Source organism: Mucilaginibacter glaciei (assembly GCF_014773245.1).
In the GTDB taxonomy this organism is placed as follows: Bacteria; Bacteroidota; Bacteroidia; order Sphingobacteriales; family Sphingobacteriaceae; genus Mucilaginibacter; species Mucilaginibacter glaciei.
The window spans coordinates 551272-577182 of sequence record NZ_JACWMX010000002.1; the positions used below are offsets into that span (position 1 = coordinate 551272).

Annotated in this window: 22 protein-coding genes and 1 riboswitch; of the genes, 8 read left to right on the plus strand and 14 right to left on the minus strand. The window is 42.7% G+C overall.

Annotation, left to right across the window (positions count from 1 at the left end):
- The first annotated feature begins 61 nt into the window (after positions 1-61).
- On the plus strand, positions 62-2422 hold the full coding sequence (locus IDJ76_RS07165) for a hypothetical protein (protein WP_191162196.1): 2361 nt from the start codon (positions 62-64) through the stop codon (positions 2420-2422).
- A gap of 11 nt (positions 2423-2433) precedes the next feature.
- Here IDJ76_RS07165 and IDJ76_RS07170 read toward each other — a convergent pair whose 3' ends face one another.
- From IDJ76_RS07170 to IDJ76_RS07205, 8 genes are all read right to left on the minus strand, one after another.
- Positions 2434-2649 (minus strand): methylenetetrahydrofolate reductase, encoded by a 216-nt coding sequence (locus tag IDJ76_RS07170; protein WP_224746223.1) that lies wholly within the window; start codon positions 2647-2649, stop codon positions 2434-2436.
- Between the two features lie 119 nt (positions 2650-2768).
- Complete coding sequence (locus tag IDJ76_RS07175; RefSeq protein ID WP_191162200.1) at positions 2769-3542, minus strand: TylF/MycF/NovP-related O-methyltransferase; 774 nt, start codon at positions 3540-3542, stop codon at positions 2769-2771.
- Between the two features lie 84 nt (positions 3543-3626).
- Positions 3627-4583 carry a methylenetetrahydrofolate reductase [NAD(P)H] gene (gene metF, locus IDJ76_RS07180; protein ID WP_191162202.1) on the minus strand — a complete coding sequence of 319 codons (957 nt, stop codon included), beginning with the start codon at positions 4581-4583 and terminating at the stop codon, positions 3627-3629.
- 37 nt (positions 4584-4620) lie between these two features.
- A complete protein-coding gene (locus IDJ76_RS07185; protein ID WP_191162204.1) occupies positions 4621-4983 on the minus strand; it encodes a four helix bundle protein in 363 nt (120 codons plus the stop codon).
- A 54-nt stretch (positions 4984-5037) separates the two neighbouring features.
- Positions 5038-8724: a methionine synthase gene (gene metH / locus IDJ76_RS07190; protein WP_191162206.1), complete on the minus strand. Its 3687-nt coding sequence runs from the start codon at positions 8722-8724 to the stop codon at positions 5038-5040.
- 142 nt (positions 8725-8866) lie between these two features.
- A riboswitch (SAM riboswitch) is annotated at positions 8867-8977 on the minus strand.
- A gap of 117 nt (positions 8978-9094) precedes the next feature.
- Positions 9095-9835 carry a Bax inhibitor-1/YccA family protein gene (locus tag IDJ76_RS07195; protein WP_191162208.1) on the minus strand — a complete coding sequence of 247 codons (741 nt, stop codon included), beginning with the start codon at positions 9833-9835 and terminating at the stop codon, positions 9095-9097.
- A gap of 116 nt (positions 9836-9951) precedes the next feature.
- Positions 9952-10518: a hypothetical protein gene (locus IDJ76_RS07200; protein WP_191162209.1), complete on the minus strand. Its 567-nt coding sequence runs from the start codon at positions 10516-10518 to the stop codon at positions 9952-9954.
- A gap of 44 nt (positions 10519-10562) precedes the next feature.
- Complete coding sequence (locus IDJ76_RS07205; RefSeq protein ID WP_191162211.1) at positions 10563-11372, minus strand: N-acetylmuramic acid 6-phosphate etherase; 810 nt, start codon at positions 11370-11372, stop codon at positions 10563-10565.
- A 109-nt stretch (positions 11373-11481) separates the two neighbouring features.
- On the opposite strand from IDJ76_RS07205, the gene IDJ76_RS07210 reads away from it, so the two are divergent.
- Positions 11482-13068, plus strand: coding sequence for a S41 family peptidase (locus tag IDJ76_RS07210; RefSeq protein ID WP_191162213.1), 1587 nt, complete (start codon positions 11482-11484; stop codon positions 13066-13068).
- Here IDJ76_RS07210 and IDJ76_RS07215 read toward each other — a convergent pair whose 3' ends face one another.
- On the minus strand, positions 13069-14790 hold the full coding sequence (locus tag IDJ76_RS07215) for a glycoside hydrolase family 3 protein (RefSeq protein WP_191162215.1): 1722 nt from the start codon (positions 14788-14790) through the stop codon (positions 13069-13071).
- 129 nt (positions 14791-14919) lie between these two features.
- On the opposite strand from IDJ76_RS07215, the gene IDJ76_RS07220 reads away from it, so the two are divergent.
- Together IDJ76_RS07220 and IDJ76_RS07225 are read left to right on the plus strand one after the other, a co-directional pair.
- Complete coding sequence (locus IDJ76_RS07220; RefSeq protein WP_224746224.1) at positions 14920-15618, plus strand: porin family protein; 699 nt, start codon at positions 14920-14922, stop codon at positions 15616-15618.
- A gap of 153 nt (positions 15619-15771) precedes the next feature.
- Positions 15772-16668 carry a glycosyltransferase gene (locus tag IDJ76_RS07225; protein WP_191162217.1) on the plus strand — a complete coding sequence of 299 codons (897 nt, stop codon included), beginning with the start codon at positions 15772-15774 and terminating at the stop codon, positions 16666-16668.
- On the opposite strand, the gene IDJ76_RS07230 is transcribed toward IDJ76_RS07225, so the two are convergent.
- From IDJ76_RS07230 to IDJ76_RS07245, 4 genes are all read right to left on the minus strand, one after another.
- Entirely contained in the window at positions 16665-17471 is an 807-nt protein-coding gene (locus IDJ76_RS07230) for a DUF5672 family protein (protein ID WP_191162219.1), read from the minus strand. The two genes, IDJ76_RS07225 and IDJ76_RS07230, sit on opposite strands and share 4 nt — an antisense overlap.
- A gap of 11 nt (positions 17472-17482) precedes the next feature.
- Complete coding sequence (locus IDJ76_RS07235; RefSeq protein ID WP_191162221.1) at positions 17483-19312, minus strand: ABC transporter ATP-binding protein; 1830 nt, start codon at positions 19310-19312, stop codon at positions 17483-17485.
- A gap of 86 nt (positions 19313-19398) precedes the next feature.
- Positions 19399-20460 carry a glycosyltransferase family 4 protein gene (locus IDJ76_RS07240; protein ID WP_191162222.1) on the minus strand — a complete coding sequence of 354 codons (1062 nt, stop codon included), beginning with the start codon at positions 20458-20460 and terminating at the stop codon, positions 19399-19401.
- A complete protein-coding gene (locus tag IDJ76_RS07245; protein WP_191162224.1) occupies positions 20457-21443 on the minus strand; it encodes a glycosyltransferase family 9 protein in 987 nt (328 codons plus the stop codon). The genes IDJ76_RS07240 and IDJ76_RS07245 overlap by 4 nt, the downstream gene beginning before the upstream one ends.
- A gap of 101 nt (positions 21444-21544) precedes the next feature.
- Here IDJ76_RS07245 and meaB point away from each other — a divergent pair, with 101 nt between their 5' ends.
- Complete coding sequence (gene meaB / locus IDJ76_RS07250) at positions 21545-22438, plus strand: methylmalonyl Co-A mutase-associated GTPase MeaB (RefSeq protein ID WP_191162226.1); 894 nt, start codon at positions 21545-21547, stop codon at positions 22436-22438.
- A 32-nt stretch (positions 22439-22470) separates the two neighbouring features.
- Here meaB and IDJ76_RS07255 read toward each other — a convergent pair whose 3' ends face one another.
- Positions 22471-23760 carry an aminopeptidase P family protein gene (locus IDJ76_RS07255; protein ID WP_191162228.1) on the minus strand — a complete coding sequence of 430 codons (1290 nt, stop codon included), beginning with the start codon at positions 23758-23760 and terminating at the stop codon, positions 22471-22473.
- Between the two features lie 148 nt (positions 23761-23908).
- Between IDJ76_RS07255 and IDJ76_RS07260 the strand changes: the two genes are divergently transcribed.
- The 3 genes from IDJ76_RS07260 (at position 23909) to IDJ76_RS07270 (ending at position 25906) form a co-directional block, all read left to right on the plus strand.
- Entirely contained in the window at positions 23909-25282 is a 1374-nt protein-coding gene (locus tag IDJ76_RS07260; RefSeq protein ID WP_191162230.1) for an OmpA family protein, read from the plus strand.
- 70 nt (positions 25283-25352) lie between these two features.
- Positions 25353-25496, plus strand: coding sequence for a DUF6728 family protein (locus IDJ76_RS07265; protein WP_191162232.1), 144 nt, complete (start codon positions 25353-25355; stop codon positions 25494-25496).
- Between the two features lie 29 nt (positions 25497-25525).
- Entirely contained in the window at positions 25526-25906 is a 381-nt protein-coding gene (locus IDJ76_RS07270; protein ID WP_191162234.1) for a RidA family protein, read from the plus strand.
- Positions 25907-25911: the final 5 nt, after the last annotated feature.

The window sequence follows — 25911 nt, forward strand, 5'->3', positions numbered from 1 at the left end:
TGTAAAACAGCATCAGGATTATCAAAAATTTCTTATTTTAACGCACCAATCCTAAACCTGTATGAACCGTTTACCTGTAATCCTAATTTGCTTTATCGCAAATTTGCTATGCACGAAAGTTTGCCTTTCACAAACCGTAGCCGCTAAGGTTTCCACCTTCTTACAGCAAAACCCGCAGGAAAAAATTTATATCCACTATGATAAAAATAGCTATGTAACCGGCGATACTGTTTGGTTCAAAGCTTATCTTTTTTCAGGTTCGCAAAGATCGCACGCAGGAAAAAACTTTTATTTAGAGTTAGTAAATGAGCAAGGCAAACTTCTAAAACGCCTGACTGCACCAATATTTGAATCTACCGCATCCGGCAATATCATACTTCCGGCCGATACCTCCGCAAACACAATTTATTGCCGCGCTTATACCGAAGCCATGCTAAAATCTGACAGTAGCTTTATTTATAATAAAATGCTGCCGGTTATTAATTTAAAACAGCGGGCGGGACAAACTCAGAGTGGCCAAACTATCAGCTTTTTACCCGAAGGTGGTAATTGGATTGATAATGTGCCAGCCCTTGTAGCTTTTAAGGCCACCAATGCGGATGGTTTACCTTTTAATGTAAACGGCGTAATTAAAAGTGACGACAAAATTGTTACCGAATTTGCCACCACCCACGATGGGATGGGCTTTTTCACACTCTCGCCCCAGCCTAAACAAATCTACAAGGCTGTTTGGAAGGATGCGACCGGGCAGGAGCACACAACTCCTTTACCACTTGCCGAGCCAATAGGTGTTAGCATACATATCGCCAATATCAGCACAGGTAAAAAGTTTTATGTATTTCGGTCAGGCACTACTGAAGAGCCGGACAAGGTGTTAACGCTTGTTGTACACGCTAATGGTACTATTTTTTACCAGGCAGAGCTAAACCTATCAACCACAACGATGGCTAGTGGTACCATCCCCGTAAAGGATCTTCCAACAGGGATTTTATATTTTACAGTATTTAATAAAAACACGCAGCCGGTAGCAGAGCGTATCTCTTTCATAAATAACCACGATTATACGTTTGATGTAGCCCATTCATTCGCCACGTTAAATAAAAACAAACGCGGTTTGAACGAAATCAGGCTTGCGATTACCGATACCATACGATCTAACCTTTCATTATCTATTACTGATGCAGAGATTGATCCTCATTCCGCCGATAAGGATAATATTATTTCACATTTACTTTTAACAGGCGATCTGCGTGGTAAGATTGTCAACCCCTATTACTATTTCACTAATAATACAGAGATAGCCACAGGCAATTTAGACCTCGTGATGCTGACACACGGCTGGCGAAAATTTAACTGGGAAAATGGCCCGGCCAAATCTGATACGATCCCGTCATACGCTTTTTTAAGTATAAAAGGAAATATCGGTAAATGGCCATCTTTTAAAACCGATGTATATGCTTCGGCTGTGTTACAGCTCACCGATACCAATACGGTGGTGCTGCCTATGCTGATTAACAAAGAGGGTTATTTTTTTAGGGATGGTCTAATATATTACGGGGATGCAAAACTATATTTCAAGTTTGATAATAAATCGCTTAACGTTAATAACTTGAAAATCAACTTCAGGGATGGTTTGGTAAAAACCTACCCGTACCCCTTTTTACAACTCACGCCCGATACTGTTTCAAAAATAACCGCACCCGCTACTCTGCCGGCACGCCTGCAGGACTATCTGTTCCAATTAAAGAACACACGGGAGTTAAAGGAAGTACAGATTAAATCTACAAAGGTTACCGACGAGAAAAAGTTGGAGAAAACCTATACCAGCGGTGTTTTTAAAGATGGCATATCCACCAACATAAAGGTTGGCGACGATCCGAGGTTTCTAAATTACTCCTCGTTTTTTCAATATCTGCAAGGCAAGGTTCCGGGCTTGATCATCCGCGACCCATTATCACAATCACCATCGGCCATATGGCGTAACGATCCGGTTTACTTTTTTCTGAATGGGTTCCAGGTAAAAGTTTCAGACATCAGGGAGATTGCCATGTTTGATTTTGATTATTTAAAGATCTACGACCCGTCGATGGGTGGTACATTTGGCGCACCGGGAGGAGTAATATCAGTTTATACCAAACGCGGTAAGGGTTTTATGTTTGATGGAAAGAGCAATAAGATGTTTACCATGCCAGGCTATACGCCTGTTAAGGAATTCTTCTCGCCTGATTACGCTACCGGTGTGGTGCTTTCAAAACCCGACTTGCGTACCACTTTATTTTGGGACCCAAATATCATTTTAAATAAAAACCACCCGGAGCAAACCGTTAAGTTCTATAACAACGACGTTACCAAAAAAATGAAACTGATAATAGAGGGAATAAATTTTGACGGTAAGTTAGTGCATATAGAAAAGATCTTTTAAAAGATAGGGCGTTAAAATATCGCTTCAGCAATCCTCTTGGTGGGCCCGGCGTTGCTCATGGTATAAAAGTGCAGCACCGGTACGCCAAACTTCATCAATTCTTTACATTGATTTATTGTCCATTCTATACCAATATCTTTTTCTTCTTTTTCTGATTTGCAGGCATGTACAGCGTCGCACAGATCTTCGGGCATATCGATATGGAAAGTTTTAGTTGCCGCCAGCAAATTAAAAGGCGAAAGAGCGGGGATATAGTTGCCCCTATCGCTGGAATAAATAATGCAAGAAGCCGTTCCTCAACAGAAGCGGCTTCTTGCATATAGTGAACTTCTGTATAGTTATCTGTTTAAACCTTCCTGATAATGCAGGTGCCAGACTTATCCGGTATAGGGATCAAAAATTCAGGCTTATCTTTAAAATATTCGTCGATAGCCTTTTTAGCGCCGGGCCAAAAAAGGCTGGTATAATCGTGCATAATTAAAAATCCGCCTTTTTGTAGCCGCGGGTAAAAATAATCCAGCGCGGCTTTAAACGGGGCGCCAAGGTCGCAATCAATATGAACAAGAGCAAGCCCTTCCACTTCTTTTATCTGCGCCAGCGAATCGGGGAAGAAGCCCTTTACATAAACCACGTTTTCTTCGCCAACGAATTCTTTTACGCTGCTTAACGAGGTGCCCGAAAAATCCTGCTCAAAACGGGTTTCTTTATTTTCTTTAAAATCCCGCTCGTCGAAACCTTCAAAAGTATCAAACAGGTAACAATTGGTATTTATCCTCTGCGCAAACCGTGCCAGTAAAAAGGCCGAGTTTCCTTTAAAAACGCCAAACTCAGCTATATCGCCTACAATGCACTCTTCCAGCAATTGATCTATGCACAGATTCAGCGCCAGGAAACGCGAGAGATCGCCCACGTTGTTTTCGTAGAAACCAGCCGTCCATTTCTTTATATCGTTATACTCAAAAAACCCGGTTTGCTTATTATAGAGCGAATAGTTGGCTGTGTACCTATCGGGCAGGTACTGCACAAACTGTTTTTGCAGCTCATTGCTTTTTTGATAGTTAACCAAGTGCGCGTTAAACTGCTCGTTTTTTATTAACCAGGAAACAACGCGGTTATTCATCACATTGTGCTTTAGACCAAACAATTTAAAAAGAGATGACAGCATATTGAGGGTTAAGGTACTATTAAAAACATTTCCACTCGCTTAAAATATCGCCTCAGCTATGCGTTTTGTAGGCCCGGCGTTGCTCATGGTGTAGAAGTGTAAAACCGGCACGCCGAACTTGATCAGTTCTTTACACTGGTTGATCGTCCATTCTATACCAACATCTTTCACCTCTTTTTCTGATTTACAGCCATGTACAGCGTCGCAGAGATCTTCGGGCATATCGATATGAAAAGTTTTAGATAAGCCCACCAACTGTTTAGAATTAGCCAGCGGTTTTAATCCCGGGATGATCGGCACATTGATACCATTAGCGCGGCAATTGTTTACAAAGTCAAAATACTTCCGGTTATCAAAAAACATTTGTGTTACAATAAAACCTGCACCCATATCAACCTTTTGCTTTAAGTACTTAAAGTCGGTTTTCATGTTAGGGGCTTCAAAATGCTTTTCAGGGTAACCGGCTACACCGGCACAGAAATTGGTTTTCAAGTTTTCTTCGCTATGGTCATGCAGGTAAATGCCATTGTTCATATTAACTACTTGCTGCAACAGATCGGTTGCATAATTATGCCCGTTAGGGTTAGGCACAAAAGAAGCATCGCCCCTGCGGGCATCGCCACGCAGGACAAGCACATTCTCGATCCCTAAAAACTGCAGATCAAACAAACCATTCTCCGTCTCATCCTTCGTAAAACCACCACATAGCAAATGCGGAACTGTGTCTACATGATACTTGTTCATGATAGCCGCACAAATAGCGATGGTTCCCGGGCGTTTGCGGTAACTCAGCTTCTCTAACAAACCATTATCGTGCTCTTTGTATATGTAGTCTTCCCGTAGTGATGTCACATCGATAAACGGCGGTTTGAACTCCATCAGCGGGTCTATGGCATCATATATTCCCTGGATGCTCTGCCCCTTTAAAGGCGGGATAAGTTCAAAGGAGAATAAGGTTTTGCCGTTAGCGTTGGCAATATGTTCGGTGATCTTCATTGGTTATTAGTGCGTGGATTTTGGTGCGCGGAGCGGTTTAGTTTATAATTTGTGATGTTTGATATTTAATTAGTCCTGCCAATAATATTCTAATTCTTGTAAGTTTATCCAATAACAACTTTAGCGTAGTTTCATCGATAAATTCCAAATCGAAAGATAAGTAAAGCTGTGTTTCCAATTCATAAGCAGATCCGCGGGCGATAAAGAAAAACCTCATGGTATCTTTCGGCTGACTACGACCGCAACCTTCAGCTATATTAGATGGTATTGAGATTACGCTCCGCTTAATTTGTGACTGCAATCCGTAAATTTCTTCTTTAGGAAATAGTGCAAGGCAATTGTACACCATTTTAACTAACAACCTTGCTTCCTTCCAAGCCTCTAAATCAGCGAATGTCATGTTTTTTAATTATATCCGGAATTTCGCACCATTCACCCGCTCCCCGCACTGCTTTTAATAATTCAAGTTAGGTCCAAGCCAGCGTTCCACTGTTTCGATTGACATGTTTTTTCTTTCGGCATAATCTTCAATCTGATCTTTGCTGATCTTGTTCAGGCCGAAATAACGGGCGTCCGGATGGGCGAAGTAAAACCCGCTTACCGATGCAGCCGGCATCATGGCCAGGCTTTCTGTGAGGTCCATGTGCGCGTTATCTTCTGCCTTCAAAATCTCGAACAAGGTGGTTTTTTCCGTATGATCGGGGCAGGCGGGGTAACCCGGTGCAGGGCGGATGCCCTGGTATTCCTCTTTGATCATTTCATCCGTACTTAGCTCCTCACCTGTCGAGTAGCCCCAGTATTCTTTACGTACCAGTTCATGCATTTTTTCGGCAAAAGCTTCTGCCAATCGGTCGGCAAGGGCTTTGGCCATAATACTGTTATAATCGTCATGGTCGGCTTCAAATTCTGCAACCAACTCATCGCAACCAATACCGGTTGTTACGGCAAACCCACCCCAATAATCGGCCACGCCACTTTCTTTAGGCGCTATAAAATCCGATAAAGCATAATAAGGTTCGCCTTTTACCTTCTCCGACTGCTGCCTCAAGGTATGGATACGGGTAAGCAAGTGCTGGCGGGTATCGTCGGTGTAAACCTCAATATCGTCACCTACGGCATTTGCCGGCCAAAAGCCTATCACGCCATTTGCGCGAAGCAATTTATTATCTACAATTCGTTTTAACAATACCTGTGCATCGTCATAAAGCTTCTTAGCTTCCCCCCCAACGTACTTGTCATTAAAGATCTTGGGATAACTGCCGCGCAGTTCCCAGGTATGGAAAAATGGCGTCCAGTCGATATAGGGAACTAGCTCTTCTAACGGGTAAGCTACAAATACCTTAGTGCCTGTAAGGTGTGGTTTAGCCGGCACTTTAGCCAGATCTATCACGCATTTTTGGCCGCGTGCTTCTTCAATGCTTACAAAACTCTTATCGCTTTTTTTATTGGCGTGTGCCTCGCGCGCTTTAGCATATTCATCTTTTATTCCCTGGATATAGGCGTCCCTGCCATCCCGGTTCATCAGGCTGCTGCAAACCGTTACACTGCGCGATGCATCCAACACGTGGATAGCAGCACCCGAGTAATTGGGCGCCACCTTTACCGCGGCATGAATACGTGATGTTGTGGCCCCGCCAATAATTAACGGGATAGTAAATTCCTGGCGTTCCATTTCTTTGGCAAAATGCACCATCTCATCTAACGATGGGGTGATCAATCCGCTTAAGCCGATGATATCTACGTCGTGCTTTTTCGCTTCTTCAATAATCCGTTGGGCAGGCACCATCACCCCAAGATCAATCACCTCGAAGTTGTTACATGCTAATACTACCCCTACTATGTTCTTGCCAATGTCATGTACATCGCCCTTAACGGTGGCCATCAATATTTTACCGGCATTGGCACGGCTGCCGCTGCTATCTTCACCGGCATCAATAACACGTTGTTTTTCCAGTTCGATGAACGGCAATAGATAAGCTACTGCTTTTTTCATCACACGGGCCGATTTCACCACCTGCGGCAGGAACATCTTACCCGCACCAAATAAGTCTCCCACTACGTTCATGCCATCCATCAGCGGGCCTTCAATCACTTCTAAGGGCTTTGCAAATTTCTGGCGGGCCTCTTCTACGTCATCATCCAAGTACTCAATGATACCCTTTACCAGCGCATGTGATAAACGCTGTTCTACCGGGTTCTTGCGCCATTCCTCATCCCGTACAATCTCTTTACCTTTACTTTTTATCGTATCGGCAAATTCAACCAATCGCTCGGTAGCGTCGTCGCGGCGGTTCAGCAGCACGTCCTCTACCAGTTCCAACAGGTTCTTGGGGATCTCTTCGTAAACTTCCAGCATCCCGGCGTTTACAATGCCCATATCTAAACCGGCGCCAATAGCATGGTATAAAAATGCCGAGTGCATGGCTTCGCGCACGGTGTTATTCCCCCTGAAAGAGAAGGAAATATTACTCACACCACCACTTACTTTAGCGTAGGGCAGGTTTTGCTTTATCCAGCGGGTAGCTTCAATAAAATCTACTGCGTAGTTATTGTGTTCTTCCAAACCGGTTGCAACGGTCAGGATGTTGGGGTCAAAAATAATATCCTGCGGCGGGAAGCCCACCTTATCAACCAGGATGCGGTAGCTGCGTTCGCAGATCTCTTTACGGCGTTCCAGCGAGTCGGCCTGGCCGGTCTCATCAAAGGCCATTACTACCGCGGCAGCACCATAGCTTAAGATCTTTTGAGCGTATTCGATAAACTTTTCCTCACCCTCTTTAAGCGAGATGGAGTTTACAATACCTTTACCCTGCAAACACTTTAGTCCGGCCTCTATAACCGTCCACTTACTGGAATCGATCATGATGGGGAGCTTGGCAATATCGGGCTCGCTGGCTACCAGGTTCAGGAATTTTACCATCACCGCTTCCGAGTCGATCATCCCTTCGTCCATGTTAATATCGATGATTTGCGCACCACCTTCAACCTGCTGCAAGGCAACGGCAAGGGCAGCTTCGTAATCTTCGGCAAGGATGAGTTTAGAAAACTTGGGAGACCCGGTGATATTGGTACGTTCGCCAATGTTGGCGAAGTTAGTTTCGGGTGTCAGGGTGACGGCTTCTAATCCGCTCAGGCGTAAATAGGGTTCAATTACCGGCTTTTTACGCGGTTTATGTTTAGCTGCCTTATCGGCAATACATTTAATATGATCCGGCGTGGTGCCACAACAACCACCTACAATATTTACCAGCCCTGCCTTGATAAAATCATCAACCTGGTGGGCAGTTTCATGCGGTGTTTCGTCATAAGCACCAAACTCGTTAGGCAGCCCTGCGTTTGGATAAGCAGATATATAAACGTCGGCTTTCTCAGATAATTCCTCTAAATGGGGCCGCATCTCTTTTGCACCCAATGCACAGTTTAGTCCTACCGAAAGCAAGTTAGCATGGCGGATAGAGTTCCAGAAGGCCTCAACCGTTTGCCCGGAAAGTGTTCGGCCCGAAGCATCGGTAATAGTGCCCGAGATCATGATCGGCAGGTGGATGCCCGTTTCATTAGCATAACGGTTTACAGCAAACAAGGCCGCTTTGGCATTAAGAGTATCAAAAATAGTCTCGATCAGTAACACGTCCGATCCACCATCAACCAAACCCCTTACCTGTGTATAATAAGCTTCGGCAAGGTCATCGAAAGTAACGGCGCGGTAACCCGGGTCGTTAACATCCGGAGATAGTGATGCGGTACGGTTAGTGGGGCCCACTGCACCTGCCACAAAACGTGGCTTATCAGGGTTCTGTTGGGTATATGCTGTAGCTACCTCTTTGGCCAAACGCGCCCCTTCATAACTTAGCTCGTAAGCCAGTTCTTCGAGGTGATAATCAGCCAGCGAAATAACCTGGGTGCTAAAGGTGTTGGTTTCTATAATATCCGCGCCTGCGTCCAGATACTCGGCGTGGATGGCTTTAATCACATCCGGGCGGGTAATATTCAGCAGGTCGTTATTGCCTTTAAGGTCAGATGCATGGTCACGAAAACGTTCACCGCGGAAATCCTCCTCAGTCAGCTCGTAACGCTGTATCATGGTACCCATAGCACCATCAATTACCAGTATCCGCTTCTCTAATTCTTGTTTAATATCCATTTTATATGTTGCCGATTTTCGGTGGCGTGTGGCGGGTAATGATCAGCTACAGGTTACAAAATTGTAAATGGCAGATCACAGGAACCTGGCAACACACAACAAAAAAAGCTTACGTTGAAAAGTCGGGTATAGTTTTGACTTTAACTTATCTGTCCGCGATCGTTAACCAACCGAAGTAGAATGTAGCACCTTGTTAAGTAACAGGTTGCTAAGACATCGCAGGGTCTAATCCCTCCGTCTTTCTCTATAAGCGTTACAAAGATGATTAATTAGTTTGTAAAGTGCAAGGGCTTGATACATCCTTACAAAAGCCGGTAAAACAAAAAAAGCCGCCTTGTTCAAGGCAGCTTTAATAAAAGGTGTTTTTTTATTATCTCCTGTTACCGCCAAAAATACGCAGCAAGAATAAAAACAAGTTCACAAAATCAAGATACAGGGTTAATGCGCCCATAATTGCCATTTTTTTACCTGATGCATCGCCATACTCGAGACCTGCGCCAATACGTTTCAACTTCTGCACATCGTATGCGGTTAAACCGATAAAGATAGCTGCACCAGCATAGCTGATAATCAGATCGAGGCCGCTGCTGTGTAACAGCAAAATATTTACAAAACTGGCTATAATGATACCGATTAAAAGCATGATCAACAATGACCCAAATTTGGTAAGGTCCTGATGGGTAATATAGCCCCCAACTGCCATTACACCAAATACCACTGCGGTGGTAATAAACACCGTGTAAACGGTAGTAAGCGAATAAGCGTAAAAGATAAAGCTTAAGCTGGTGCCCATTAATGCTGCAAACAGCAGGAATACCAACACCAGGCCTACAAAGCCAACGCTGTTATAAATTTTATTAAACGCGAACGCTATAATGAGCGGCGAGAACATGACGATTGTTCCGTAAATATTGTTACGGCCTGTTTCGGGGTCGCGCAGTACAGACGACAGCTCGCGGTTAAAAGCAAAGATGTAGGCGCAAAACGCCGACAGGCAAAGTGCCACAAACATCCACAAAAAAACATTTGCTATAAATTTGCGTGATGCATCGGCATTTTCAATATGGCTAACGTTTTCGTAAACGTAGCCGGTAGTAGTTTTAGTTTCCATTTTTTAGTTCAGAATTATTTAGTACGAATATAGTAAAAACGTTATCAGTGTGCTAAAAGTTATAACAGCTGAAAAAGTTACAATGCAATGTTGATTTTGTTGCGATGCGGTACAAATTAGTTCAGCCGCTTCTGTAATTGCTCTTCCACCTTTTTAAAAACCTGCACGGGTTTTAAGGCGCGCCAGTTCAACTCATCCAGCTGCCCGCCGAAGTTGATGTAATAATCAATATTGCTTTTCTTAAATTCACGGATCACATGGTCCTGGAAATTGATACCCGCAATCCAGCCATCTTCCACTTCCTGGAACCACTCTTCGTAATAACTATCATCAGAGAAGTGGAAGTTGAGAACATTTTCGCCTATCAGGATGAATTTGTTAACACCCTGATCTATCATTAGCTCAAACAATTCGCGCTTCATCAGCATAATATCATTGTTAATGGCATCATTCCATTCGCCAATGAACTCAATGATGCTGTAACCCCTGTCGTAGTCAACAAAAAGGATTTTCAAGTACAGCGTCTGCGACCCGAATGAATCCCACTGTGGGTGCAACAGGTAATTATAGATCTGTTTATCGTACTCAAACTCGTTATACAGCGTGGCATAAAAAGGCGAATATTCGTCCTCTGCGGCTATATAATCGTCGCGCCACCTATAATATGGTTCTATCTCGTGCATTGTTTCAAATTCAAAAATCAAAAGATAAAATTCAAAACTGAATCTTATCTTTTTGAATGAGCTTCTACCGCGTTCCTTACACTGCCATACTCTTTTAAGAGTTTGGCAGCAGTTTTATAATCCACCTTTGTTTCGGCCATCACCATACGGGTGCCGCGGTCTATCAGCTTATCATTGCTTAACTGCATATCCACCATTTTATTACCCTTTATAAGGCCCAATTGTATCATAACGCTTGTGCTCAACATATTTAAGACAAGCTTTTGGGCCGTGCCTGCCTTCATGCGCGTGCTGCCGGTAATAAATTCGGGGCCGGTTACAACCTCTACCGGGTATTGCGCCTCGGCGGCAACGGGGCTGCCACTGTTACATACAATACAACCGGTGGCAATATTATGTTCGTTAGCCATTTGCAGGCCGCCTATCACATAAGGCGTTGTACCCGATGCTGCTATGCCCACCACTACATCCGTTTCATTAATATTAAAGGCCGTCAGGTCTTTCCAAGCTTGTTGGGTATCGTCTTCGGCAAATTCAACTGCTTTGCGGATAGCACCGTCACCCCCTGCAATAATCCCCACCACCCTGTCAAACGGCACACCAAAGGTTGGCGGGCATTCTGATGCATCAACCACACCCAGCCTGCCGCTGGTGCCTGCACCTATATAAAATAAGCGGCCCCCAATCCGCATCTTTTCGGTAACAATGGTAGCCAGGTCTTCAATCTGCTCAAAGGCCTTCTCCACCACACCTGCTACGGTTTTATCTTCATTATTAATATTTCGGAGCAACTCACTCAATGGCATATTCTCGAGGCCGGTATATTTCGAATCTTTTTCGGTGGTTCTGTCCATTTAATTCAAATAATTTTTAACAAAATTGAATAAAAAACATCAAAGCAACGAACGCGATATAAATTATAGGTAATACTCGCTATTGTTTAAATTTGCACGGCACATCTCAATGAAAAAAACGGCGGGTATAATTTTCAGGACTTTAATTTTAATACTTATAGGGGTAACCATTGGGTTGTTAATAAGCAATAACGAGTTCTCCTCTCACCCGCTCATCAATTTATCGGGCAGCAGCGATAAATTATCGAAGGTACTTTACCTGGTAACCAACAAATATGTAGATTCAGTTAATACCGATAGCATTGAAGGCGTTACCGTAAACGATATGCTGCAAAACCTCGATCCGCACTCGGTTTATTTACCTGCGCAACAGGCCCGTTCTATAAACGAACGTTTGGGCGGCGGTTTTAACGGGATAGGATTAGAGTACCAGCTTTTACGCGACACGCTGGTGGTGACGCAAGTTAACGCTGACGGGCCCGCCGCTAAGGCTGGCCTGCAAACCGGTGACCGGGTGATAAAAGTAGATGGCAAATCATTCTCGGGCACTAAGCTTACTATTGCACGAGTCGCTAAATTATTCAGGGGCGATAAAGATACCCGTATTATTTTGGGTGTATCAAAAAACAACGGCCCGGTGAAAGATTATGTGCTTAAACGTGGCCGGATTGAACTTAGCAGTGTGGATGCAGCATACATTGCGGGTAAAAATATTGGTTATGTTAAGATCTCCAAATTTGCCACCAAAACTGATGTTGATTTTCAAGATGCCCTAAAACGGTTGAAGGTTGATGGAATGGAAAAACTGGTGCTTGACTTGCGCGGAAACGGCGGCGGCTATCTCAATACCGCTACTGCCCTGGCCGATGAGTTTTTACCCAAAGGCAAACTGATTGTTTACACGTTGGGTGTACATGAGCCCCGTACCGATTATTTCGCTACCGATTCTGGCTTATATGAAAAAGGTAGGCTGGTTGTAATTATGGACGAGTACTCGGCATCGGCAAGTGAAATACTGGCCGGGGCCTTGCAAGATCTGGACAGAGCTACCATTGTAGGCCGTCGCTCGTTTGGCAAGGGCTTAGTGCAACAGCAATTCCCGTTTGGAGATGGCACCGCGGTTAACTTAACCGTTGCAAGGTATTACACCCCATCAGGCAGGTCGATACAGAAATCATACAAAAACGGCGTTGCCAGTTACCGTAATGAACTGGCCGATCGCGTACGTAAGGGTGAACTATTGAACGAAAAAAACAGCCTGAGCGACAGCACCTTTTTAAAAGGCTCGGTATTTCATACATCCACAGGGCGCAAGGTATTGAGCTTTGGCGGGATCATGCCCGATGTTTTTGTACCGGCTGACACCACTCAAAACACGCAGTTGGTAAGCGACTTAAGTGGCGCGCAATTATTTACCGCCTATGTGATAGATAAATTGCAGCCACAACTAAAAAAATTCAATACCGATTACGAATTCCTAACACAATACAACATCAGTGATGAAACCTTTGGCGATTTTATATTATATGCATCGCGCACGGTTGCACAAATGAATTTGCAGGAAATGCATACATCACGCAATGTGATCAAAACACTACTTAAAGCAAACGCAGCCCGTTTTAAATGGGGCAATAATGCCTATTACCACGTGTTGAATGAGAGCGATAGTACTTTTAAAACTGCGCTGAAGCAGTAATTACAAGCTTACACTCATCCCGGTGGTAAAGAAGGTATTAATGCTAACCGGCAATTTACCAATAGGTTTTTGCTGACCGGTTATCACTTTCACGGCAGCACGTTGCATACTATCATCTTTTTGATAGCATGCTAACAGCGCACTGCTTTTTTCTATACCGGGCAAACCGGCAATGGCATACGGGTTGGCAAATACGCTTACCACGGCATTCGGTTTAGCCGCTAAGTCGGCAATCAGCATTTTAACATCGCTGCTGTAATCCAGCTTACTCGCAGGGCGCAATCGGCTATCATGAATTCCTATAAACACCTGATCGTATTGCTTCAGTGTTGAAAGCAAATTGTTGAGATCGGCAGCTGCGGCATTTTTACTTACCTGGAATAACTGGCTGTTAGGGTACCATTTAAAAAGCTCGCGCTGAAAAGTAGTTTGCCCTTCTACACCAATACTGATAATAGCAGTGCGTTTAAGCGGGTTTTGCCTCAATACACGGCTATCGCCTTTTATCATAGTTACCGCGGCATCGCTTAATTGCTGTACCAGTTCGGCAGCGGCAGGGCGGTTTAAATCGGCGGTTAAATTTGTTGTTGCTATCGGTTGAAAATTATTCAAACCCGCCCAATATTTGGCGGCGAGCATCTTTTTAACCTTCGCTTCAAATTCTTCTTTCGAGATCTTACCCTGGCGCACGGCCTTGCGGATTAGTTTCTCGGCATTCTTTGAGTTTTCAGATAGCTCTATCAGGTCGTTGCCTGCCAAAAATGCGCGCAGGTCGGCTTCGCCGTTAGGGAAGTATTTAGTAACCCCCTTCATTTCCATTGCGTCAGAAGCAACAATCCCTTTAAAGCGTAAAGAATCCTTCAAGATCCCGGTAACAATTGGCCTTGACAAGGTAGACGGCAAATTTTTGGTTGTATCCAACGCCGGGATACTCATGTGGGCTATCATTACTCCGCCTATACCCGCACTAATTGCTTCGCGGAAAGGATACTGCTCTAATGAATCAAGCCGCTCGCGGGTAAACGCCAACAACGGTAGATCAAAGTGCGAATCTACGTTGGTATCGCCGTGACCGGGGAAGTGCTTGGCAATGGTAATTAGTCCGCCGCTTTCCATTCCGGTATAGTAAGCGATCCCTTTTTTAGCTACGTTATATTTATTATCGCCAAACGAACGGTAATTGATCACCGGGTTATTTGGGTTATTATTCACGTCAAACACCGGCCCGAAGTTGATATTAACCCCTAAGCGCTTAAAATCATAGGCTACCATCTGGCCCATTTTGTAGATCAGGTTATTATCCTGGATCGCACCCAGGGTCATTTGATAAGGGTACGAAACGGTTGAATCCAGGCGCATTCCCAATCCCCACTCACCATCCTGCGCCACCAGTAACGGCACGCGTGATAATTTCTGATAGGTGTTAGTAAGATTGGCCTGCCGTACCGGCCCGCCCTGAAAAAACACTACGCCGCCTACGTGCTCATCTTTAATTACTTTACCAACAGAATCTTCATAGGCTTGCCCGCGGTTAGTATGCGCCCTTATAAAAAACAGCTGCGCTATACGCTGTCTGCGGTTCAGTTTCTTAAAAACAGAATCTACCCAGTGGTTGGGCTCATTCAATGCTTTTATAAGACTTATTTTTTGTGCAAACGTGCTTTGGGCTATAAAACTGAGCGTAACTATAGTGATACACGTTAAGATCTTTTTAGGCTGCATAATGGTTCAAATGTACCTTAAATCTATATTAAGGCAATATTGTTTTTGTACCGGCGTATTTAAAATATGCCGGCCAGAATAAACCTTTGGCAAAAAAAGTACTCTATGGCTTTATAAAATTTAAACACAATGAAGAAAATTCTCTTTTTTGCTATAGCGCTGCTCACGGTAGCAGGCTCGGTAAGCGCACAGCGCGTATATGACGGACCGCGACGCGGCCCGCGCAGGGTAATGAGGCGCCAACCGGTGCAACAACAACCTATTCGCCGCGGGTACGATGATTTTTATCAACCAAAAGTTGGTATAGCAGGTGGTTTCAACTTTTCAAACACCGTTGATGCTTACGACTCGCGTTTTAGCACAAGCGGTATAACCGGCGCGCACGTAGGTTTAACATTCGAGATCCCGCTAATTTACCCATTATCATTTGCACCCGAAGTTTTGTTTTCTCAAAAAGGTTACAAAGCCGAAACTGTGGATGGTACCTTTAAACAAAAAACAAACTACATTGATATTCCTTTACTGGCTAAATTTAGGGTAACGCGTGGTTTTAACTTTGTTGTCGGGCCGCAGTTAACGTTCTTAACATCAACCCGTAATACGTTTGATAATGGTTTTAACACCGTTTATGCAGATCATTACAATAACCAGGGCGACAGAAGTTATGTTGCCGGGGTAGTTGGTGTCGGGATTGACTTGAACCGTAACGTTGAACTTAGGGCGCGTTATGCAATTGACCTGAGCCATAACAACGGCGATTTTAATTCCAACCTGCCCGATTTCAGGAACCAGGTATTCCAGTTGGGTATCGGATTTAAATTCCTATAAGTTAGTTTAAGCATATACATTTAGATAATTACTAAAAAGCTGTAGCGTTGCTACAGCTTTTTACGTATAGAGCAATATGGAGTAATATATTCCTATATTTGTCGTTATTGACATATATAGTTACAATTTTCACATCTGCTTATTTATTTAATTATGATTTCGGTAATTATATGTTCGATAAACCCGGCCCTGTTAAAAGCAGTTACCTATAATATCAACACAACTATCGGTGTACCTTACGAGCTAATTGCCATTGATAACCGCGGAAGTAAGAAAGGTATTTGCCAGGTTTACAATGAAGCATCTGAAAAGGCACAATATGAGGTGTTGTGTTTTGTTCATGAGGATATTATTATTAAAACCAACAATTGGGGCAGCGTACTGTTGAACTTATTCAAAGACCCTTCGCTGGGCCTGGTTGGCGTGGCAGGCAGCAGCTACAGGCCCTTAACCCCATCCAAATGGGGCGGCTTTACAGAAAACACGGTTTACGGCAATATTATCCAAGTCTTTAAACACGATCAAAAAAAAGACTTCCATTTAAATAGAAACCCCGGTAATGATAAACTTAAAACCGTAGCTTGTGTTGATGGCGTTTGGCTTTGCACTACTAAAAAAATAGCAGCCGAAATTAAGTTTGATGAAAATACATTTAAAGGATTTCATTGCTACGATATTGATATATCCCTAAGTATAGGTTGCAAATACAAGGTAGCTGTAACTTACGAGATACTGATCAAACATTTCTCGGAAGGCCATTTTGACCGCACATGGATGGTAGAAAATTTAAAGCTTTTCTCGAAGTGGAACCATATCCTGCCTTATTCAATCGAAAAAAAGCTAACACATGATGTTGTATTGCGCGAGGAAAAAGTGACTTTTAAAAATTTCATTGATAAAATGATTTCTTATAAGTTTCCAATGAGTACGGTTTATAACGTACTTTGGAAAAACAACCGATTTTTCAAGCTAAACCCTGCCCTATTTTTTAAAATGAACTATTACATTTTCAAAAAGTATAGCAAGCAAAAATCGCCTGGACTGTACTAAATATTATAACCGTAATCATTAAACACCGGCCGCCAAAAGTCGGGATACTTATCCCAGGCATGACAGCCAAAAGGGAGCTCGTTGTGGTTCAGTTGAAACGCTCGTTCGGGAAAAAGCTCCATAGAAAACTTAAGGCCTGTTTTAAGCGAAGGGATTTTCAAAACTTTGTTTTTGCGATTCACTTCAATACTCCAAAAAGCATCTTCATTATATTGGTGTTCTGTACGATTGAGGTAGTCATGCATTCGCGGCTGCATATTTAAAGCTATATCGTAAAATTTCTTTGTACGCCGCAGTGACAGCCCGCCATTGCCTACCCGGTTCTCAAATTGCAAAGGCGAAGGCAAGCCATCCTTTAGCTTGTTTGTACGTATATGCGTTTTTTGCAGGATCTGTGATTTGATTCCTTTAATAAAGTCGATGTATGGAAACTCCCGGAGCCAGGGAGCTCCTATATAATCAAACCCCTTATTGCACCAATAACTTAATTCGTTTTTAAATATAAAGGCATCCAATTGATGAATCAGCATGAACTCATAGTCAAGAAAGGTCTTATAAAACACATCTGACAACATGAGCGCATTATAACCGCTGATACTCGCAAAGAAGTGATCGTCAAACGAAACCGATTTAGTTATCCCTAACTGACTGACTTCTCTGGGCAATGTTAACTCTTGAGGTTTGATCGCTATGAGCGGGAAATCACTTAACATATTAACGCATTGTTGCAACGCTACTAATTCAGATGCAGACAAGTTTCCTTTATAAAAAGGGATAATCACAACCACTTGCTTTTTATCCATAACCGTCATCCTTAATCGTTAAATGTTTGCATATCAATCAGCTTACGGTATAGCCCGTTATTAGCCAATAATTGTTGGTGCGAACCTTGTTCGGCCACTTTGCCATTTTCCAGCACAATAATTATATCAGCACTTTGTATAGTGCTTAATCTATGGGCAATAATTAGGGATGTGCGGTTCTTCATCAGGTTATTTAGCGCGTTCTGTACCAATTTTTCAGACTCGGTATCTAATGCGGATGTTGCCTCATCCAGCAGCATAATCGGCGGGTTGTCAAGAACCGCCCTGGCAATACAGATCCGTTGTCTTTGACCGCCCGAAAGTTTTGTACCGCGGTCGCCTACGTTGGTTTGGTAACCTTTATCTGTTTCTAAAATAAAGTTATGGGCATTGGCTATGCGTGCCGCAGATTCAACATCTTCCGGCTTGACATTTTTTTTCCCAAACGCAATGTTGTTATAAATGGTATCATTAAATAACACTGATTCCTGGTTAACAACACCCATTAAACTGCGCAGTGAATAAGCGGTCACATTTCGGATATCCTGCCCGTCTACTGATATAGAGCCCGCTTGAGGGTCCATAAAACGAGGGATCAGATCCATTAACGTTGACTTACCGCCGCCAGAGGGACCAACTAACGCTACAGTTTTACCTTTGGGCACCGTAATATTTATATTTGAAAGAATGGCCTTATCTCCGTAAGAAAAGGTGACATTATCTAACGTTATTGCGTGATTAAAGCCAGTTAGTACGATAGCATTTTGAGCATCAGTTACCATGGGTTTTTCATCGATTAACGAAAGCACCCGCTCGCCTGCGGCAATACCGGAATGGATGTTACTGAACGAATCGGTAATAGCTTTGGCAGGGCGCATCAGTTGCGAAAATAAGGCTATATATGCCACAAAGTCGCCCGGGGATAGGGTAGAAGTTTTATTAAAGATCATATACCCGCCATACAACAAAATAACCGCCACCATGCTGATTGATAAACTTTCGGAAACAGGCGATGCCAGTTGCTGCCGGCGCGCTATTCCGCGAGATATGTTTGAATACCGGACATTTTCTTCATTAAAACGATCCTTTGTAAACTCGGTTGCGTTAAATGCCTTAACGATACGGATGCCGGACAATGCCTCGTCTAAGTAGCTGATCATGTTACTGTATGACTCCTGCCCGGCTATGGCCTGCGACTTTAAACGTTTAACTATCCGTGAAATAATAAAGCCTGATATTGGGATAACCAACAGGGAGATTAATGTAAGTTTTACCGAAAAAACAAATAGGGCCACTAAAAACGCAATAAGTTGAAACGGTTCTTTAAATACAACTTGCAGCGTACTTGTTACTGAGTATTGTACCACCTGTACATCTGAAGCTACTTTAGTGAGGATATCGCCCTTACGCTCATTATTAAAATAGCCCAGGTGCAAATTCATCACGTTATCAAACACGGCCTTGCGTAATTTAAGTAAGGTATGCACGCGCAGGTTTTCCATAATACGCTGCGACAGGTAACGAAAAAAGTTGCCAATAACGACAGATACAACGATAACCGCGCACACGAATTTTAAGGCTGTCCACTGGTCATAATATTTAAGAAAGTATTGCAGGTAATATTTAAACCAGCCTGTAGCATCTAAAACAGCATCAGGCTTTTTTAAAACAATAAGGGCCTGATCAATGGTATGGGTAGCAAACAAGGTTTGCAATAAGGGGCCTATCAGTACAATCACACTGGTGCTGAACACCACGTATAAAATAGTGCATAAAATATAGGGGATGGCAAATTTTTCTATCGGTTTAGCAAAAGATAACAGCCTAAAATAAGTCTTCATTTAAATTATTAAGGTGCAAAGCTAATAGTAATTAGCCAATTACATGTAAAGCCTAAGCAAGCATATTAAACGAGCCCGCCTGTACTTTATTTTTGAAGAACATCCCTGTAAAGCTGCATATATAACCGGGCGGTATCATCCCAATTATATTTAGCGGCGTGCGCAACAGATCTTTCTGCACCATTGTTTGCATTAAAATGCTGCATCCCTTCTTTAAAAACACGTTGCATATCGGCACCATCAAAGGTTTTAAAATAATAGGCTGCATTACCTGCTACTTCAGGCAACGATGTTCGCGTAGATGAGAAGACCGGTTTACCAAAGTGCATAGCCTCTATTACCGGTAAACCAAAACCCTCTGCAATAGAAGGGAATACAAAAGCTTGGCAATTTTGATAATACCATGCACGGTCATCGTCACTTATAGTCCCTATTACCTTCACCCTATCGGTACAGCCGTATTTTGCAGCCTCGGCCATTACCTGGTTTTCGTAAGGTGTTTTAATGCCGGCAATCAAAAGCTCCAAATCATTATCAGCCAATAATGCGGGTAAAACATGAAAATTCTTTTTTGCCGACACAATACCTATGGTAAACAAAAATTCCCTTTCAGGTATATACGAAGGCAAGTGGCCGTTAGGCAAATGCGGCTTGTCGGCACCATTATATATAACGCTTAGCTTATCAGCCACTTTCGGGAAATAGTTGAGCACATCTGCAGCCGCGAATTGGGATATGGTTACTATGCGGTCGCAGCTATCTATCCGTTCTCCCAATTTATCCAGGTAAATTCTCAGCTGATCCGGGTTGGTGACCTCATGTACCTGATTAATATCGTGTATCGTGAGGATCTTTTTTCGGCCAAACACCTTTTTAGGCTTCAAGCGCGACATCTGATCTGTAAAGTGAAAAAGCGCTACGTTGTTTTTATTGAAGAAGAAAAACTTATTATGCTTTTGTAGATAAGTTTTATGAACATCTTCAGTGTCAAATTCTATAGTATCTGGGGAGTAAAAAAAATAGTCAAGCTCAAACTGGCAATTATTGTTGCGCAGCAAGGCCCTGCCAAAGCTTTTACCGAAGGAGAACAACCCGGTATTAGGGTAACGCATTGCGTCAAATGTCACTAAAACGCGTGGTTTACTCATATCCAGGTATCAATGGTGTTAAACACATTATCTACTGTAATTGTATCTATTGTTTCCGTTCCGCTTTCTAAAAATTCCGCCTGCTCGCCCAAAGGCGCCCACCTGCCCGCGTGGATCGGCTTTAATGACGGGAATAATCCCAATGTATGGATGCCCGAGGCAGCTGCAATGTGCAGCGGACCGGTACCTGAAGCAATTAATCCGCCGGCATTAAAAATAAAGGAGATGAATTCGGTTAACGACATTTGGCCTGTCAGGTCAATAACGTGCCCGGGCAGGGTGGCTATCCAGGGGAAAAGCAACTCTCTTTCTTTATTTGACCCGCTTATGATGACGTTGAATTTATCGGCAGGTAAAAGATCTATTAATTTAGCAAAATTATTAAGCCCCCACTCCATCCCACTGCCGTGCGATTTTGGATGGATGATGAGGTTAAACCTATCCGCCGGCAAATATTCTTTAAATCTCTCAGGCAAATGGTTAGTATCGCTAAATTTATAATGCTGTATAAGGTCATTTAATGAAGCGCCGCCTTTATATCCGAAAGGCCTCAATAAGGCCAGGTTCAATTGTGCCTCATGCAGATCAGAATTTTTACGGCTTAGTTTAACCGTTTCGTTACAGGTTAACCAGTGGTAAAGCCGGTTAGTAGTACCCACTCGTAAAGGGATGCCCGCCTTTTTTGCCAACCCGGCAATATGTTTGTTAGGGAACACATGGATAATAGTATCAAACTGTTTTGATTTAATATAAGCTAACTGATCTTGGCGGGGCATGGCCTTTATATTGTCGTAACTAATAAATTCATCGACAGCAGTACACGTGTTAATAACAGGCCCTGTATAATTGCGCCCCAGGAATGACACCTTGCAACCGGATAGCAGCTCTTTCAGATATGCAGCCACGGGCAGGGTAAGCACTACATCGCCAATGGCATCGGTACGGCTTATTAATATATGCTGTGGCTTTGGGGTTACGGGCATTTGAGCTAAAACTGCAATAATAAAGATTATATTACCTTATGTTATTATAAATTTATTCATTTGTAATACAATGGCAGGGCGGCAATTTACACAAACAGACAATGGCGGGCAGCGAAATTAATTTCAGGAAGGTTGCACGCGCACTAACTGTTGTGGAGAATAACCTGAAAGGTGCCGACACCCTTTTAAAAAGCCTTATTTTTAATAACGACGTCCCTATTATAGGTATAACCGGCCCGCCGGGTGCGGGTAAGAGTACGCTGGTGAACGCCATTATCAATAATCTTTTACAGCAACATAAGAAGGTAGCCATATTAGCTATCGACCCTACATCGCCGTTTAATTTCGGGTCGTTGCTAGGCGATAGGATCAGGATGGCATCGCACTTTAACCATCCTGATGTTTTTATCCGGTCGATAGCTACCCGTGGTTCATTAGGTGGGCTTTCGGCCAAAACAATCGAAATGGCCGATGTACTGCGGGCATCCGGTTTCGATTATGTAATTATCGAAACCGTAGGCGTAGGCCAGAGTGAGGTTGAGATTGCCGGACTGGCCGATATAACTTTTGTGATGCTGGTGCCCGAAGCAGGCGACGAGATACAGAACATTAAATCCGGCTTGATGGAAATTGCCGATGCCTTTATCATTAACAAAGCCGACCGCGATGGCGCAGATCTTTTTATCAATAATTTAAAAAAGATCATCCTCCAAAAAGAGGAGCAATTACCCATATTTAAAACCGTAGCCTCTAAAAACGAAGGAATAGATGAGCTGACCAACTTTATACTGTCGCATTCAGGATTAAAAAACAGCCGCAAAGAATTACTCCTTACTCAAAAAGCCTACAATATCATCCAGCAAAAAATGATGGTGGGCGTAAACAAAAAAAAGCTTCAGCAAGATCTTGCCAAAGCTTTAAAAGTTGAAGGGTTTAACCTGTATAGATTTATTTCGGATTTCGAACGTTCGATTTCGGAATTACCGTCCTCATAAATTCGAAATTGAACATTCGAAATCCGAATTCCCTAACTATTCATTATCTCCTCGATGTGCTCTGCTTCGATAGGAATATCTGACATCAGGTCTACATTACCATCTTTGGTGATCAGGATGTTATTCTCTAACCTTATGCCTAAACCCTCTTCAGGGATATAGATGCCGGGCTCGCAGGTGAGAATATTACCTACCTCGAACGGTTTGTAGCGGCTGGCAAAATCATGCACATCTAAACCCAAATGGTGCGATGTGCCGTGCATGAAGTACTTTTTATATAAAGGTGCTTTAGGATCCTGTTTTGCCACGTCGTGTTTGTCCAGTAAGCCAAGGCCAATGAGTTCGCCTGTCATGATCTTACCAACCTCATCATGGTAATCGTTCCACACTGTGCCGGCAACTATCATTTGTATAGAAGCTTTCATTACGCGCAGCACCGCATTGTACACGTCACGCTGACGATTTGTGTAACGGCCGTTAACGGGAATAGACCGGCTCATGTCGGCATTGTAGTTCGCATACTCGGCTGCCCAGTCAAAAAGTATCACATCGCCATCGTTACAAACCTGGTTGTTCTCTACATAATGTAATACATTAGCGTTCTTGCCAGATGCGATGATGGGGTTGTAAGCGTGGCCGGTTGCCCGTTGCTTTATAAATTCATGAATTACTTCGGCCTCAATTTCATACTCGGCTACACCCGGCTTTACAAATTTCAATACACGGATAAAGCCATCGCGGGTAATTTCGCATGCTTTTCTGGTCAGTTCAATCTCGATGTCTGATTTTACAACACGCAGGTCGCGTAATACTAAAGCCGATCGATGATAATTATGCAGCGGGTACCTTTGACGCAGTTTTTCATATTCGCGCATGTCGCGATAGGGTACTGTATGACTATAACGGTCATTTTCATTGGTATTAATGTATACATTGTCTGCATAATTAATAATAGTATGCAAAATTGTATCGTATTCTGTTAACCAGAAAATGCTTTGGATGCCCGATGCAGCCCGTGCTTCGTCTTTAGTATACTTATGACCCTCCCAAACAGCGATCAATTCGCTTGTCTGTCTTAAAAAGAGTACTTCTCTGTATTGGTGATTAGGACAATCGGGGTATAAAACCAGTACACTCTGCTCCTGGTCGATACCGGATAGGTAAAAAAAGTCAGGGTTTTGCTTAAAAATGAAGTTTTGATCGCCATTACGGGGATATTCATCATTTGAATGAAAAATAGCTATAGAGTTCGGTTTTAATCGCGAAACGAAATTTTTTCTATTAAATGTAAATAATGCGTCATTTACAGGTAGATATTTCATAATTACAGAATATTTATTTTTATGAAAACAATTTAATTTGATTATTTGTAGTAGATATTATAAAAATTGGAACGGAGTTTGGTATTCGTTTCAAACATAATTACTAATTTTGTAAAAAATCACAATTAAATCGTTTAATCTTAAAACTATGAATTATTCTACATTAAAGAAATCAGCAGCATTATCATTTGCTTCTTTAATGGTAGCAGGAATGGTTAGTGCTCAAACTACCACAACAACTACCACTACAGACACAACAATGAAAATGTCTTCTGAAGCTACTACTGCCAAGGTATTTGGCGGCAGAGGTCAGTACAAAACCTTTAGCATCGGTATCAATGGTGGCGTTACATCGCCTGTTGTTGCTTTAGGCGGTTCTAACGACTTTACTAATTACAAAGTATCTTACGGATACGGTGTTTCTTTAAGGTCTCAATTAGCTCACTCATTCGGTCTTCAATTAGACGTGCGTGGTGCTAACTTAAAAGGCGACATGAGCAAAGCTCCTGCTGTTGGTGGTGTACGTGGCGGTGTTGCTGCTTACGAAACTAACTTATGGCAAGCTACTTTAGGTGGTGTTGTTAACGTTGCTACTATCGATTTCTTACGTCGCGAAAACTCTGTTAACTTCTTCTTAACCGCTGGTGCTGGTTTAGCTGTTTACAACCCATCAATTGCTACTACCCCAGGTGGTACTTTAAACAAATTCAAAAATGCTGATGGTAGCAACCATTACATTAAAGAATTGGTTATCCCGGTTGGTGCTGGTGTTAAATTCAAATTATCTGATGTAACTGCATTAAACTTAGGTTACACCATGAACTTTATTGATGGTGACAACTTAGATGGTTTTAACTTCCAATATCCAACTAAAGACAAATACTCTTACGGTTACGCTGGTTTAGAGTTCACTTTAGGTTCAAAATCAAAACCGAACCTGGATTGGGTTAACCCGGTTGCTATGATGTATGACGAATTATACGATGCAGCTTTACGTCAAGAAGTTGAAGCTTTAAAAGGCCGTGTAACTAACGTTGAAAACGCAGTTACTGATCTTAAGAAAGATTCTGATGGTGACGGTGTTTCTGATCAATTTGACAAATGCCCTAACACTCCTGCTGGTAGCGTTGTTGACGGTTCTGGTTGCGTTATCGTATTCCCTAAAGCTGATTCAACTGTAACTATGGCTGGTGCCGCTGCTTACTCAAACATCCAGTTTGAATTTGATAGCTCTGTATTAAGAACTTCTTCTTACCCAGTGTTAGATGCAACTTCAGCTGACTTACGTTCATCTGGTAGCACTGTTGAGATCGATGGTTACGCTTCATCTGAAGGTACTGCTGCTCACAACATGTCATTATCACGTGACCGCGCTAACTCTGTAAAAACTTACTTAGTTAACTCAGGTGTTGCTGCAAGCAAATTGAAAGTAAAAGGTTACGGTGAAACTAATCCAATTGCTGACAACTCAACTGAAGAAGGTCGCGTACTTAACCGTCGCGTATCTTTCAAAAAGAAATAATATTATCTAATTAATATTGTTGAAAGCCCCGGATAACCCGGGGCTTTCTTTTTTTTATTAAATTTGCATTATGTATTTTTTCAGGAAAAAAGACCCTAACCGGCCTACTAGCTTCAATCTTAAAGTCATGCATATCATCAATGCTATTGCCATAACCATGTTTTTGGCAGGCATTATTTATAAGCTGATCTACTGGTTCGTTCTAAAAAAATAATCTGCCTTAACAAAACTCTTCTTGTGCAAATGAAAACTATTATCAACACTAATAATTCCCCTGCACCTATCGGCCCATACAGCCAGGCAGTAGCAGCTGGTGGCTTACTCTTTGTATCCGGCCAAATCCCTATGAACCCGGAAACCGGCGACGTTGTTACAACCGGTATTACTGACGAAGCTATACAGGTTATGGAAAACCTAAAGGCGATTTTAGTTGAAGCTGGTGTAAATTTTGACGACATTATCAAAACGACCATCTTTTTAACAGATATGCAAACATTTGCACAGGTTAACGAAGTTTACGGTTCCTATTTTACCGCCAACTTCCCGGCGCGCGAAACCGTGCAGGTATCTGCCCTGCCTAAAAATGTAAATGTCGAGATCTCTGTTATTGCGTTAAAAGCCTGATAGTA